Annotated in this window: 10 protein-coding genes; all 10 read right to left on the bottom strand. The window is 54.5% G+C overall.

All coding sequences use genetic code 11. The features are described from left to right. Positions 1-4 precede the first annotated feature (4 nt). The 10 genes from tssG to AAGR08_RS07645 all read right to left on the bottom strand — a co-directional run bounded on the left by tssG (position 5) and on the right by AAGR08_RS07645 (position 13372). Entirely contained in the window at positions 5-1078 is a 1074-nt protein-coding gene (gene tssG / locus AAGR08_RS07690; protein ID WP_097097020.1) for a type VI secretion system baseplate subunit TssG, read from the bottom strand. Then, complete coding sequence (gene tssF, locus AAGR08_RS07685; protein WP_345829389.1) at positions 1042-2796, bottom strand: type VI secretion system baseplate subunit TssF; 1755 nt, start codon at positions 2794-2796, stop codon at positions 1042-1044. The genes tssG and tssF overlap by 37 nt, the downstream gene beginning before the upstream one ends. A gap of 62 nt (positions 2797-2858) precedes the next feature. Continuing rightward, entirely contained in the window at positions 2859-4430 is a 1572-nt protein-coding gene (gene tssA / locus AAGR08_RS07680) for a type VI secretion system protein TssA (protein ID WP_345829387.1), read from the bottom strand. Then, complete coding sequence (locus tag AAGR08_RS07675) at positions 4430-7837, bottom strand: ImcF-related family protein (RefSeq protein ID WP_345829385.1); 3408 nt, start codon at positions 7835-7837, stop codon at positions 4430-4432. The genes tssA and AAGR08_RS07675 overlap by 1 nt, the downstream gene beginning before the upstream one ends. Next, on the bottom strand, positions 7830-8843 hold the full coding sequence (locus AAGR08_RS07670; protein WP_345829383.1) for a hypothetical protein: 1014 nt from the start codon (positions 8841-8843) through the stop codon (positions 7830-7832). The genes AAGR08_RS07675 and AAGR08_RS07670 overlap by 8 nt, the downstream gene beginning before the upstream one ends. Before the next feature lie 101 nt (positions 8844-8944). Continuing rightward, positions 8945-9202, bottom strand: a complete 258-nt coding sequence (locus tag AAGR08_RS07665; RefSeq protein WP_097097015.1) for a PAAR domain-containing protein — start codon at positions 9200-9202, stop codon at positions 8945-8947. Between the two features lie 82 nt (positions 9203-9284). Beyond that, positions 9285-9686, bottom strand: coding sequence for a hypothetical protein (locus AAGR08_RS07660; RefSeq protein WP_345829381.1), 402 nt, complete (start codon positions 9684-9686; stop codon positions 9285-9287). Continuing rightward, on the bottom strand, positions 9668-10987 hold the full coding sequence (locus tag AAGR08_RS07655) for a phosphatase PAP2/dual specificity phosphatase family protein (RefSeq protein ID WP_345829379.1): 1320 nt from the start codon (positions 10985-10987) through the stop codon (positions 9668-9670). Before AAGR08_RS07655 ends, AAGR08_RS07660 begins: the two co-directional genes overlap by 19 nt. Then, entirely contained in the window at positions 10980-12743 is a 1764-nt protein-coding gene (locus tag AAGR08_RS07650; RefSeq protein WP_097097012.1) for a bifunctional alpha/beta hydrolase/class I SAM-dependent methyltransferase, read from the bottom strand. Before AAGR08_RS07650 ends, AAGR08_RS07655 begins: the two co-directional genes overlap by 8 nt. Continuing rightward, complete coding sequence (locus AAGR08_RS07645; RefSeq protein ID WP_097097011.1) at positions 12740-13372, bottom strand: lysophospholipid acyltransferase family protein; 633 nt, start codon at positions 13370-13372, stop codon at positions 12740-12742. The genes AAGR08_RS07650 and AAGR08_RS07645 overlap by 4 nt, the downstream gene beginning before the upstream one ends. Positions 13373-13375: the final 3 nt, after the last annotated feature.

Here is a 13375-nt window from a genome sequence, read left to right as displayed (position 1 = left end):
AGTTTTAATCAAAGTAGTAAATAACACGTTGTTTTTCCTTGTAAATTTCGGCCGAGCTCAAACCTGAATAACTGCCTAGCTCAGTGGTAAACGTTTGGGGGATATCGGGAGGGCAATTCGCTTCTTCAGCACCCAGCACGCCAATCATGCCGAGCCAGAAAGGTGTCTCTCCTAGCGCCGGCGCTGCTAATAAATGCGTATCCAGCCGTAGCCGGATGCGTGCCCGGTAACGCCAGCCAAGATAAACTCGCAGCAAAGCCAAAAAATCCTGATAAAGCTGGCCGTCTGGAAGCCAGCGTCGTGCTTCATCCGCGCAGGAAGTTTGCAGTTCAATCAGCAACTGGCTGTTGGCATCCATTGCTTCATCGCCCAGCGGCGCATTGCCGTCGAGTACGAACTCGCATTCCAGCGGATGGTTGACTCGCACCGGGCGCAGACAGTGCGGCTGCACGCGAACCGAAGTGCCGGGCGCCAGTAAACGCACCAGCGCGCGAATGCCCTCTTCCGTTCTGCCCGGCTGGCGCATGACGCCCAGCAGCGCCAGAAAGCGCGAAACCGGGGTGGCGATATGCCTGCCGGTTCCCGGAATACCCAGCCCCACCAGCCCAAGTAGCGACTGCGAGGTTTTATCGCTGCCGCCCGCTTCGAAGGTTGCCGGATACGAGTATTTGCGCCAGATACGATAAAACTGCGTCAGAATACGATGGTTAAAAATATCCAGAAATCCCTGCAGCGCTTCATGACCTTCATCGCGCTGCGTGATGTCATCGACATATGCGCCCGGCAGCGGTGAATCGACGCCGTACAATCCGAGAAAAGTGGTGCGCACTACCGGCGGCGCAGCATCATCGCTGTCGCTGTACTCGACCGCTTTCAGCTCGCCAGCCGGAAACCCCATGCCGGGATGTGGCAGCAGCCGCACCGCGTCGTTTTCCGGTTTGTTAGTGCTGCCCAGTGGCGGCTTATCTTTGTGTTGATGCTCTATCAACTGGCAGAAGCGGTAAAAGTTCAGCCGCGTCAGCTCCTGCTCCAGCCGTGGCGTCAGCCGGAGATGCGGCGGTTGTGCTTCTCTTCCCATTCGAGGCGCTCTCCGGTTGGCTGCAGGATTAAAATCAGACGGTTAAACAGGTGGATATCGGTATACAGCGCGAAGAAGCGGCTAAGCATCTCGCCAAACAAACAGATATCACCACGGCCAGCAAAGCCGCTGCTGTCGAGGGTGATTTCAATCTGCACGCCGCGCAACAGATAGCCCTGCTCAAAGCGTTCGGTCTCTTTGTGGCAAACGTGCAGAATCGCCTCCAGACGACGGCGGTTCATTTCGCTGTGCGTCCAGTCATACAGCGCCAGCGTGCCGCGCAGCACCTCGGCGTTATCCATCATCCACAGGAAGCTGGAACCGAGATGGCTCAGCACACGCCAGTGAAAGCGGTCACGATTGGGCGGATAGCATGGCAGCGTCGGCGCGCACAGGTTGTGCACCTGCATCGCCACGTCGGTGCTGCTCACCGCGGTATCCAGCAGCGTGCTCTGCAGCGCGCGACGCGGCAGCTGGCCGTTGGTGCCGGTGACGCTTACCGACAGGCTTTCGTTCTCCGGCAGGCTGTGATTATCAAAGGCTTCGCCGCCGAGGATCATCCAGGTTTCGTGCAGCCCGGAAGGCCCGCGCCGCACGCGCGTGTGATAGTAATGTTCCGGCGCTTCATGACGCAGCATCCCACCTTTGTGGCGGAAGCTGCTGAATGGCACATACGGCAGACCTTTCGATGAAATTACTGAATCTACCGAATAAATTTCGGTATGTCCGTCCTGCACGCGCATCGGTCGCAGCATATATTCGGTCTGTAATCCGTTGATCATCAAAGGATCGGACTCCATCGCGAACAGGTTGATGACCGGCACGGCGTTGAGGCGCAGATGCTTTTCGCTGAACTGGAAATCATGCTCCCAGCGCTGGGCCAGCACCACGTCGAGTTCAAACCACGGCAGCGATGCGGGCAGCGCCACCTGCTCCAGCCCGCGCAGATTCACCGCCATGAATTTTTCGCGGAAGGTAAAGTATTCCAGCAATAGCTGATAACCACTGAAGCTGCCCTCATCGCCCGGCCACAGCCGATCTTTCTCGCTGAAACCCTGCGCGCTGAAGTGGCCGTCAAAGCGGCGGCTGTCGGTTTCGCCTGGCAAACGCAGTGTAATGCTGGCGGCGTTAAGCGTTAATGCTTCGTGCAGCGCGCAGGCCAGCGGCGCATCGGCATTGAGATAGAGCGGAATGTGGCTGACATCAATGCGACTCCAGTCGGCCAGTGCCCCACCGTTAAAGCGCAGGCGGATCACCGAGCGTCCGGCGGCATCGGTTGACAGCTTTGCCGATTCCAGCGCCAGCGGCAGCACCTGCACGGCGCGCGTGGTGGTGTAACGGCAGCGTGTGCCTTTTTCACCGACCGGCCGAGAGATCACTTCAAAGCCACGCGCGAGGCGCATCGGCTCCTTCATCTCGCGCCAGTCGGGCGTGAACTCCACCACCGACATCGACGGGATAGTGCGCAGATAGTGCGGCCACAGCAGGCTCACCAGCCCTTCGGTGAGTTCCGGCAGGTCATCGTCGAGCTTTTCCCGCAGCCGGCCGACCATAAAGGCAAAGCCTTCGAACAATCGTTCAACGTAGGGATCGCGGGCACCGGCTTTGTCGAGATTGAGCATCGCCGCCTGTTCAGGGTGGGCGCGGGCGAACTCTTCGCCCGCTTCCTGCAGGTAGCGCATTTCAGCGTCGTAATAACGCAGGGTTAAATCGTCCATGGTATTCACTAAGTAATGTGCCGCCGGAGAGAATCAGGCGACAGGAAGTTGAAAAGCAGAAGTCAGCTGCAGAGGATTGCGGCCCTGAGCGGGTCAAGCGTGATAAGGCCGGACAACAGCGCGTCCATTTCCGGCTGAATGCGCGTGCGTTCACTTTCACTACGCGCAGCCCTGGCACGCAGCAGCTTCAGCCGCCGGGCGCGCACTTCGAATAATAAGGTTGGTTCCCACTGCGCAAGCGTCAGTGTGCCGGCATGCTGGTTAAGTTCATCCAGCAGATGCAGTGCCATTTCGCTCTTACCAAACTGCTCGCATACTCGCGCCATCAGCAGGCGCAGCAGCCACTGATCTTTCGTATTGCTGGAGCCTGGACGCATCTGCAGCCAGGCAAGCGCAGCTTCGACGCTCTCTGTTTCCGCTTTTTCCACCGCTTCACTTTCCAGTGACAGAATGTCGTTGTCCGGCCCGGCAAACGGCGTATCACTGTCCGTTAAGCGTATATCGCCCATCACTTTCTGCGCGATCCAGCTGCGGGTCACCTCATCGGCAAACGGCGTGCCGTCTGAATAGCAGAGCGTTTCCAGTCCCGGCAACCTTGACAGTAGCCCATGCAAATCCTGCTGCACAATGTTCGCCAGCGCCGCGCCCTTGTCCTGACGATTCAGCGCTTCACAGGCGTACCACTGCAGATCGAACCACACGTGATTGATGGCCTGCGCAAACAGCGAGTCGGTCAGTTCCAGCAGCTCCGTCCAGCTTTGCTGCAGATACAGGCGCTTGAGGTGTGCACGATGATCGGGTTTCGGCGGTGGCAAACGCGTATTGCCGCCGGGTCCGAGCGCGGGAAGATTGAGGATGGTATCCCAGCGCACGCTTTTCATCAGATGGTGCGCGGAAAGCCAGCCGCCGGGCTGCTCGCGCAGGTAGTTTGCCAGCACTTTTGCCTGCGCCTTCAGCGTTTCGCCGGAGTTGACCGGCGCGAGTGCGGCAAGGGCTGAATCATCTACGTCCGCATGCGTCGGGCTGTTAAGTGGCACCATGGCGCTGGCTCCGCCGTTCTGCGCCAGTCGCAGCTCCAGCGCACGCAACAGCGGCTGAAGTCCGTTACGCTCATCTTCACTGAGCGCATCTTCAATCAGCAGCAGTGCGCCGCTGATACGACAAACCCGCGCGATATCGGCTTCCGGCCACAGCGTCAGGCTGTCGAGCATTCTGGCGCTGCCGAGCCAGGCCAGCGCGCCCTGGCGACTGCGGCTGCGCTGCGGATGCAGCTTTCCACCAAACTGATGCAGCGCGGCTGCCAGCAGTTCCAGTCCTTCCGCCAGCCCCTGCTCGCCGTCCTGATGCAGGCGCGCCCACGCGTAAAAAGTGATCACCCGGATATCCTTGCTCACGGTTGTCAGCAGCGATTCCGACAGGCGGGCGATGGCGTCAGTATCAAACCCGGAAAGCTTATTCACCTCTTCGCGGATCTGCATAAACTGATCGTCGTAAGCCGGATCGTCTCCGGCGGGCAACGCTTGACTGATCGGTTCCAGCCAGCGCGCCCAGTCGCTGCAGTGTTGCCGCGCCTGGCTTCTCAATGTGGATTCATCCACGCTGCAGGCGCGAACAAGTTCTATCATCGCGGTCATTATTCTGCTCCGTCCATATTGGTGATGAAGTCATCCGTGCTTGTTTCACGCGGGGCCATTGCCTCGGAGGCACTGGCCGCATCCACGCTGAAAATTTCCGTCGGCAGCGTAAAACCCCGCAGGCGCAGCAGCGCCAGCGGACCGTCGCGCATCTGGGTGCGTAGCACCCACGTCAGCGTGCGCTTATCCGGCGTGGTGAAACTCAGCAGCCAGCGGCTGCGATCGAGGCGCTCACGTTTCCCCTCCTCCAGCCAGCGGATAAAGCCCCAGGTGCCGGGATAATCGCCGTATATCTGCGCGCTGCTTTTCACGCCGCTCCAGGTCAGTAGCGTGCCCGGCTTCAGGCTGTCGCCCGGCCAGCGCATCGCCTGCCAGGTCGCCATCTGATTGAAATACCGCAGCGGCTGACCATCAAGCATCAGCTGGGTTTCAATCACCTCTGGCGCGGCGCGGCCCTGCAATTCAAAGCTGATGCCCTGCGTGCCGTCGGTAAACAGAATATCGGAGAGCTCGCGCAGCTGGTTAACCGCCTTGAGGAAGACAGGATTGAAGGTTAATCCCTGGCTGTGAGCCGCATCCGGCACCCAGCTGCTGCCCTCTTTTTGCAACACGCCACCGAGACGGCTGCTGAGAAAGCTGTCGATACGTCCGGCATCGCGGCGGATAAACTCCGCCAGCATCGGCAGCGACGCGTCGCTTTGCCCGGCGGCAAATGGATAGCGCCCGTCGAACGCAGTGCGCCAGTTTTCCACGATGGAGCGCTGCCACTGCGCATTCAGGCTCACCGCCGATGGCTGCAGGATGGTTTCCCACGCCTGCGTCAGCGGCTGGACGAACATCGTCTGGCCAAAGCCGCTCCACTCTTCGCCGAGGCTGGCCGCCATCAGGCTGCCGTATTGCTGCGTATCAGTAAGGTCAACGCTCTTGCCCTGGAAAACCGTCTGCGCCAGGGTTTGTAGCATCTCCTGCGGATCCGGTGCGGCGGCAACCTGCTGCAGGCGCAGGCGCACGCGGGTGATACGGGTTAGATAGGTTTGCAGCGTCAGGCTGCTGTCGGCGGCCATCAGCTGAGAGCCGCTGTTTTTGCCGGTCAGCGCCAGCAGCGGGCCGAAGGTCACATCCAGCGGACCTTCGGGGCCGGTGGCTTTCTGGCTGATCACTGGCTTGTCTTTCTGACCGATCAGGTCTTTGGCTGAATTGATTAGCGTGTCTGACAGCGCCTCGCGCTGCTGGCCGGTCTGGCCCTGCCACGCCAGCGTGTTCATTAACGCAATCAGCGGTGACTGACGCACGTCGCTCATTAGCGTCAGCTGGTCCGTGACGTCGGCAATATTCTGCGCAGGGTTAAGCCGGATGCCATTGAGGAAGTTGAGCCAGCTGGCGGCAAAGTCACTGAAATAGCGTTGGGTTAACCGGGCCTTCAGTGCTTCCGGGGAAATCTCCTGCGGCACGGCGCTGCGAGTGTCGCTGAGCACCCAGTCGATTTCATCGCGCCGGGTGTTGGCCGCTTTCTCAATCTCCTGGCGCACGCCGCCTTCCCACGCCTTGCGCGTAAACACGCCCGGAATTTTGTCGTCACTGCTGAACAGCCGGTGCATATCGGTGCCCGGCGTCATATCTTCCAGCGTCAGATCGGTGTAGTTGCGGCGCACGTCGCGCAGGACGTTTTGATATAGCGTCATCTCGGCGTTGCGCTGGCCGGTCTGCAGCAGCAGCACCTGGCGTACCTGACTCAGCAGCGACGCATTGGGTTTGATGCGCCAACCCGGCTGCGACGGCAACGACGCGGCATAGAATGCCCACAAATCCGGGGCCAGCGTCTGCCACAACGACGTTGAAATGCCGGGATATTCCGACTGAACGGTCGCCATGGTCTGCGCATAAAATGCCGGTTCAGCGCGCTCCGGGCGCGCCATCATCAGCCAGGCCTTTAACTGCTTATAACCCGGCTGCGCCAGCGTGGCGCGCTGCGGGCTGGCGGCAGGCAGGCCGGCCAGATAAGTCAGCCTCTCTTCAAGTGCGATGCGCGCCGGTTCATGGATCAGCCGCTGCGCTGCGACGCCGTACCACGGCAACATCGCATCATGCAACTGCTGCGTATGGTTAATGCCGAAGCGCTGATACCAGGGCGCGCCGTGCTGTAGCCAGTGCTGCTGCTGCCCGAGATCGTTACGCAGGCCATGCAGCGCAATCAGCTGCGCATCATCAACCTTGGTTGAATTCACCAGTACCTCAGCTTTATCCGCCGCGCTGACAATCTCATGGCGGTTGAACAGCGCAGACGCCAGCATGCCTGCACCGCCGAGCAGCATCAGGCTCATCAACGACCAGGCCAGCGTCTGCTGCCAAGGCAGCCCGGTGCGACAGCCTCTGGCGCGGTCTGACGCGATTCCCTGCCAGAGCGCACTGTCGGATAATGCCTGAGGATGCACGCTGTCCAGCGCAGGCTTTGCTTCCGGCAGGCTGAACACCAGACCACGCAGTAAACTGCGACGCGCCGGGTCCAGCCACGGCGCTAAGCGCTGCTGCCAGGCCTGACTTTCACCGCTGGCAAGCTGATGCGACAGACGCAGCAGCCAGTCGTGGCTGATGTTGTGAGCGACCTGCGCCAGACCGCGTTCACGTAACGGAGTGACCAGGCTTTCCAGCTGTTGAGCTATATCTTCCGGCTGCGCTTTCGCCGGAAACACTGCGCCTACTGCGTTGTTTTCACGCTCTGGCTGCGGCCAGTCACTATGACCGAGCTGCCAGATCCACACCGGCGCACGCCAGCGCAGCGCGGTGGCAATCTTCTCCAGCGAGCGCATCGCTGCATCGCTTTTTTGTGGTGTGAGAGCAGTATCGGAACCGTGCACCAGAACAATGCCGTCCAATGGGCGACTGCGGCGCAGCTTGCGCAGGAGTTGAACCGTGGTTGTGTTCAGTTCAGCACCAAGGCTGGCGCCATAAATCAGTACTACGCCAGCGCCTTCCAGCCACTGCTGATGAATGAGTCCCGGAATGAGGGCTTCAACAGCGGCCTCATCGCCGGTGATTAGTAACATGCGTACTTTCCGCCGCCATAACCAGCCGTAACGTGCCTTAAGATGCTGACACAGTTCCAACAGCGTGCTCTGCGTGCTGCTATCGGTTGTGCTTTTTGGGGATGCAAAGGGTTGCAACGTAACAGATCGTTTTATCCATAACCGCCAGCACATCACCACGATGACGGCCAGGCTGCCTGTGATTATCCAGACAAGAAAACTGATCAATAGCATTGGGCGCAGCCGTTCCCACTCGGTGGTCAGTTGTAAAGAGAGCCACCACCAGAGTCCGCTACCGACAATGTCGAATAAAGTTACGAAAATAAAAAAAAGGGCTGCGGTTGCCAACGGCGAGGTGACTGAAGGCTTTTGATCCTTATCCATAAGTTTTAACAATTCCCGTGGTGTAACCAGCGGTCAGATCGCGTGCAATCCAGGCGCTGGGCTTTCCTTGTTGTTGCGTATTGAGTGCGGCGAGTGACATGAGAATTAACGCTGCCATATTTCCCGTTATTCCCCAGTTAGCGTCCTGCACATGATGTGTCAGATTCCAGCCATTGAGGTAAGGAAGCTCATCCTCAGGAAGCGTGAAAAGCAGACAGGCGTCAGGTGGCTCGCTTATCTCGCTCTGTTCAAGCGCGCGTTGACAGGCATTGGCCAGCGTGGATGAATCGCAAATTTCACCACGATTTAACTGCACCACGCCCTCCCGCCCCACCAACCACAGCACAGCCGCTTCTCCGGCGGGCAGATCTTTGCTTATTGCGGGTTGTGATGCACAACCCGCAATAAGAATGGTTTGATCCACCGTTGCATTGTTTATCTTCTCGATGACCGTTGCTAACGAGGCTTCCCCCAACCAGTTCTCTGGCTGTTCGGGCAGTAATAGCTCAGGAAACGTAACAGATGCTTGCTGCGTAAATGCTTGCCAGGCTCCAGGCGATCCCAGCCAGTAAAAAAGTCTGGGAGGTAATGCCAGTGCATCAGGCCGCTGTTTTCGCCACTGCAGCACCAATAAACTCGCTAACTGGGCTTCACGTGTGCCTGAGTCTTTAGTAACGATCTGCGGCAATCGCAGTGCTCGACCAGTCGATTCCGTCACTGGTTGCGGTGAACGATGTTCACGCAGCAGCAGCCGGGACCAATGCTGCGGCTCAGTCCCTGAAGGGCCGAGCAACACAATATCGTGTAGCCCAATTACTTGCTGATGCTGCTGCCACCAGAGCTGTTGCTCATACTCGACCAATTGCTGGTAAAAACGACCGTTATGCACGGCACAGCGGTAATACAAAATACGTGCTAGCCACATCAGAAAAAGCAACGCTGCGATCACCGTCGATACTGCCAAGGTATTAACACCACGCTGTTCAACGGGCGTGAGTAAAGCCATAAAGGCAGAGCTGAACGATATCAACGCCACCCCAACAATTAACCAGCGCTTATTATTGGGGGAACTGGCTGGCGAGCATGGCGGAAAACTGGGCGGCATCCTCACGATGCGATACCGCAATCAGGAAATGAGCTGACCAGCGTGCAGCCGCAGGCACATTTATGCCCGTGTAATGCGGCGGGTTGACCATCGAATCGGGTTAACGAACTGCCTTCCGCGATGGTCGTCATACCGTGTTTATTGCACTTCACCGGATCGCCTTTAACAGCAAAACCTTTGCCGAAGCAGTTGTAATGCCCGGCCAATACCTTGCCGCCATACTCGCGTAAGGTATCGCCTTCACGAATAACATTTGTCATGATGTTTTCCTTAACATTAAGGCAAATTTAATTAGCAGGGCAATTCAGAGTTGGAATGACGTAATCTACATCATTAATAAACTTACTCTGCTAATGTCCAAAAAAGATAAATAACTGAAAAAAGAGAAACCAACCAAAGAGCAATAAGCGCGTATATCGCCCGATAAAATAATCCTCGCGCCCCTGCCCAACGCTCATTCAGGCTGCGGGTCGTTAAATCTTTTCCTGCCCATAAGTTCGACATTCCCGCATCAAATAAAACAAGATCGCTTTCGCTATCCAGCAATGTAAAAAGCCGCTCGTCCAGCCATAAACGCCAGCAAAAGTAATGCGTTGTTAAAAACAGGATTAACAACAATAAACTTTGCAACGAATATAATAGGTTAAAAGCCAATACCAGTGGAGGGAGAGTTAACAGTGCAAAATAACGCCAACTAGATAAATGAATTTGCACAATTCGATTAGTTAGCCCGATGTTTTGCATTGAATTTCCTGAAAATGTTCCAGCAGTTGAATATGATCAGATGTCAATACCACCTGCGGACGCTGTTTTTTTATATGATCGATGGCTTGAGCAACGGAACTAACATGTCGTTCTGCTACTAACCAGGCAGCCATAACCGTTGCACTCCGCGATAAACCCAATGCGCAGCAAACGAGAACTGTGCGGTGTTTTTTCTTTAGCTCAGTGAGTTTGGCGACAGCATGGCTGATATTGCCAATATCAGGCACTGTTAAGTCCATCAATGGATGTGCGCACCATGCACGCCGCATACCAGAACTACGATGAAACTCAGCCGTAAGATCAAGCACCGCTTCTTGCTTCGGCGTTTTATCAGGAAAACCACCCAGAGATATACCATCATAAATCAATGATGTTTTGGCTAGTGAATGAGAGAACCACTGTTTTGAAAACCAGGCTCCGATTAAATAAGGGTTAAGTATGAATCGCGCTGAGAGAGACAAATATCCTCCACTACTTTTCTGGAATACACTTATGCCAAGGCCTGCGTAGCCAGACGCGACAATAAATAAAGCAACGGCAGGCCAAAATAGAAAATAGCCATATGGAATCAATACCCCTGCCATTAAACAGATTAAGCTACTAAGGAAATATTTGGCAGCCAGACACAATTCGTGTGACGAGGGCACCTTCCATCGCCATCGATCTTTTATTGGAATTACATAGCTAATTGCCACTGCCACAATAAAGCCACTGAACACATCAATAAAATGATGCTGCCAGGTTGTCAACACTGAAAGCGCAATAAGCAAAAACCATGCGCCATTAACCAGTCTGGCACTACGGGTTAAATGCTGACGAAAACGTAACCACAGCAGCCAGGTGAGGATAATATGCAACGAAGGAGCCTGATTAAAAGGCAAATCAAACAGTTCAAGCTGATAAAATAACCAACCAAACATCCCCTGTATGTCTGGTCGAATAAAGGTAAATTTTAGTGGGAAAAGTAGAAACCCAACACAAGCAATAAAGGATCCAGCAAGCAACCGACAGCCGTGACGGGTCAGCTCTTGTTTTGATGTGCAGATGAAGAGCGAAATGCCATACAGCAGGTCAATGCTCCAGTAAGGCACTATGGTCCACGGCATAAAGGGAATGGCGCGTTCCCAATTGAACACAATGCTGCCAATATCACTCCTCGTCGCCGTGTACAGATTCACCTGCCCGTAGCTGAGAAAGAAAAACGGTCCTAATAACAGCAACCAACATAGCCCCTGTTTCCAGAGGCTATATTTTTTCTGCATGAGAGTTAACTCAGACATGCTGCTTTCTCACTGCCAGCGATACGGTAAAGATGCCAAATTCATCAATTACCTGATGGCATTTCTCGAAACCGGCCTGCTCCACCAACGCATCCATCTCTTTCTGGCTACGTACACGCATCATCCACGGGATGCCATTCTGGTGGCTGGTTAAGGTATAAGCGATGGTTTTTAACTGCGGGTGCCAGGGTTGCCCGGTGTAAACCAAAGCACCTCCCGGAGGTATGGCAGCAGCAAGACCCGCTAGCGAGGTTTTTATTAAGTCGTTATCTGTGAACAGTTCATACAAGCCAGAAACAATGCCCAATGTTGGCGCTGGATTGATAGAGGCAAGAGAATCATAGTCAAATGCGTTGCCTTTTTTGAACTGAGCAATGTGGCTCAACCCACGCTGCTCAATCATTGATCGGCCTTTTTCCACATTCAAATCGCTGTAATCCCGCAGCAAAATGCTTTCAATGCCCTGCTGTTGTTCTAGCGCATCCAACACGTAGCGACCGTGTCCGGCAGCGATATCCACTACTCGCACTGGCATATTGTTGGCCTGAAGTTGCGCAACAGCCTGCACAATCATCTGCTGGATGTTCACTTTCCGCACGCGGATGCCACGCCAGCCAACACTGTTGAGATAGTTACGGTCAATGATGCGACCAAGAATGCCAAAACCTTCAGCCTGATTGCGGTAAACGTAATCCAGCGTACTACCTGAATCGAAGCCGGTTTCATAACCCAGACGCATGCCTTTAGATTGCCTGCCAATGGTTTTCATGCCAAAACTCAAAGCCGAATAACACATCCCTTCCAGCGATCGGGATTTCAGTGGCGCCTGCAATTCACGATATGCATCTGCACTTGGACTCCAGCGATCTTCATTGCTGTAGTCGAATGCATAAGGCGGAGCTTCATAAAGTCGGTCAATAAAACTTTTCATTTTATCGAACGCGAGAGAACGATTTTTCTCACCCAACGTATCGTGATAAAAACCGGGTAAAATATGCTGCTCTTTTATTGCGCTACGGATACCGGCATAAAACTGTTTTTGCGGTTTCGCATGCACCACAAAATCATCACCTGAAATAAGTAATTGCGTAGGCAGAGTGATAGCTGAAGAATCAGCAACAATGCGCTCCGCCGTTTTGTAGAGATCTAGCAAGATATTAACGGCTATTTGTCGCGTGATTAATTTGTCCTGCTCAAAACTCGCGATACGTTCAGGATCGTGGGTCAGAAACTTACCTTTCACGTAAGAGTTAACGTAGAACAAGCCACGCATACGCTGCATTACTCTCAGACCGACACGAGCAAACGGCACATATAATTTGACCTTAAATGCCGGAGATGCCAGTACCATGCCACGAATTTTTGGCGCGTAATCATGAACCCAGGTTGATACCAGCACCGCACCAACGCTTTGTGCAATCACGACAATATCCTCAAGCTTAATCTGCGCATCCTGTGCGACAAAACGTACAAACTCATCAACATCTAATACTGAACGAGCCAGGCTTGGGCTATAACCGCGTTCGCCGGGTGACTTGCCGTGACCGCGTGCGTCCCAGGCATAAAATCGCGTATCGGGCATCATCAGTTCATCCACAATATGTTGCAGGCGTCCAGAGTGTTCATGCCCACGGTGAAACAGCACAATGACTTTATTGCTATTCACTTCCGTGGCTGGCCAGTGGCGAAAAAATAACGATGTTTCATCGCTGGCTAAGAATGTACCTTCCTGAAATAAACGCGCTTCCTTACTCATGATGCTTTCCTTGTGGCTAGTTGCTCTAAAGCGACAAAGCGATTTAAGAGTGATGTTTTAAAAATGATTTTATCCGCGTCATAATCGATTGGACTATCAATAAAGATGTCGATAAAAAAAGGGACGGGGATTTTCTGACCTTTACCCATCGCACGATCCAGACCGTGCATGTAAACAGGAATAATAGGTACATCGGGGCACTGCTGACTTAAATGCCAGATACCCGATTTAATCTCCGAAATTTTTCCAGGCTCTCCGCGCGTGCCTTCTGGGAAAATAATGACGATTCTATTCTTTGCTAATGCATCAATACAGGCTTGCAACGGATTAGCTAAATGGGCGCCGCGATAAACCGGAATAATGCCAATGACTTTCAGCGCGAACCAGCCAATGACTTTGTTCTTTAGAAAATAATCAGCCGCGGCAACTGGCTGAACGTTTACCAATGTCTTTAGTGGGAACAAGGTAAACAGTGTCAATACATCCAGATGGCTATTATGGTTTGTCACAATAATCGCCGGCCCCTCTACCGGTAATTTCTTGCGATCGCTAACACGTACACCCAACCAAATCCAGACGACGGGATAAGCGATACATAGCGTAAATATCCAGCGTAAAAACCGATTCATCAG

Source organism: Pantoea sp. BRR-3P (assembly GCF_039621635.1).
Lineage (GTDB): Bacteria > Pseudomonadota > Gammaproteobacteria > Enterobacterales > Enterobacteriaceae > Pantoea > Pantoea floridensis.
Note: the sequence above shows the minus strand (reverse complement) of the source record. Positions and strands in the feature narration are given on the sequence as shown.

What these genes read in the sequence shown, in the direction of transcription:
- tssG (WP_097097020.1), bottom strand. Translation starts at nt 1,078, where the DNA reads ATGGGAAGAGAAGCACAACCGCCGCATCTCCGGCTGACGCCACGGCTG.
- tssF (WP_345829389.1), bottom strand. Translation starts at nt 2,796, where the DNA reads ATGGACGATTTAACCCTGCGTTATTACGACGCTGAAATGCGCTACCTG.
- tssA (WP_345829387.1), bottom strand. Translation starts at nt 4,430, where the DNA reads ATGACCGCGATGATAGAACTTGTTCGCGCCTGCAGCGTGGATGAATCC.
- AAGR08_RS07675 (WP_345829385.1), bottom strand. Translation starts at nt 7,837, where the DNA reads ATGGATAAGGATCAAAAGCCTTCAGTCACCTCGCCGTTGGCAACCGCA.
- AAGR08_RS07670 (WP_345829383.1), bottom strand. Translation starts at nt 8,843, where the DNA reads ATGGCTTTACTCACGCCCGTTGAACAGCGTGGTGTTAATACCTTGGCA.
- AAGR08_RS07665 (WP_097097015.1), bottom strand. Translation starts at nt 9,202, where the DNA reads ATGACAAATGTTATTCGTGAAGGCGATACCTTACGCGAGTATGGCGGC.
- AAGR08_RS07660 (WP_345829381.1), bottom strand. Translation starts at nt 9,686, where the DNA reads ATGCAAAACATCGGGCTAACTAATCGAATTGTGCAAATTCATTTATCT.
- AAGR08_RS07655 (WP_345829379.1), bottom strand. Translation starts at nt 10,987, where the DNA reads ATGTCTGAGTTAACTCTCATGCAGAAAAAATATAGCCTCTGGAAACAG.
- AAGR08_RS07650 (WP_097097012.1), bottom strand. Translation starts at nt 12,743, where the DNA reads ATGAGTAAGGAAGCGCGTTTATTTCAGGAAGGTACATTCTTAGCCAGC.
- AAGR08_RS07645 (WP_097097011.1), bottom strand. Translation starts at nt 13,372, where the DNA reads ATGAATCGGTTTTTACGCTGGATATTTACGCTATGTATCGCTTATCCC.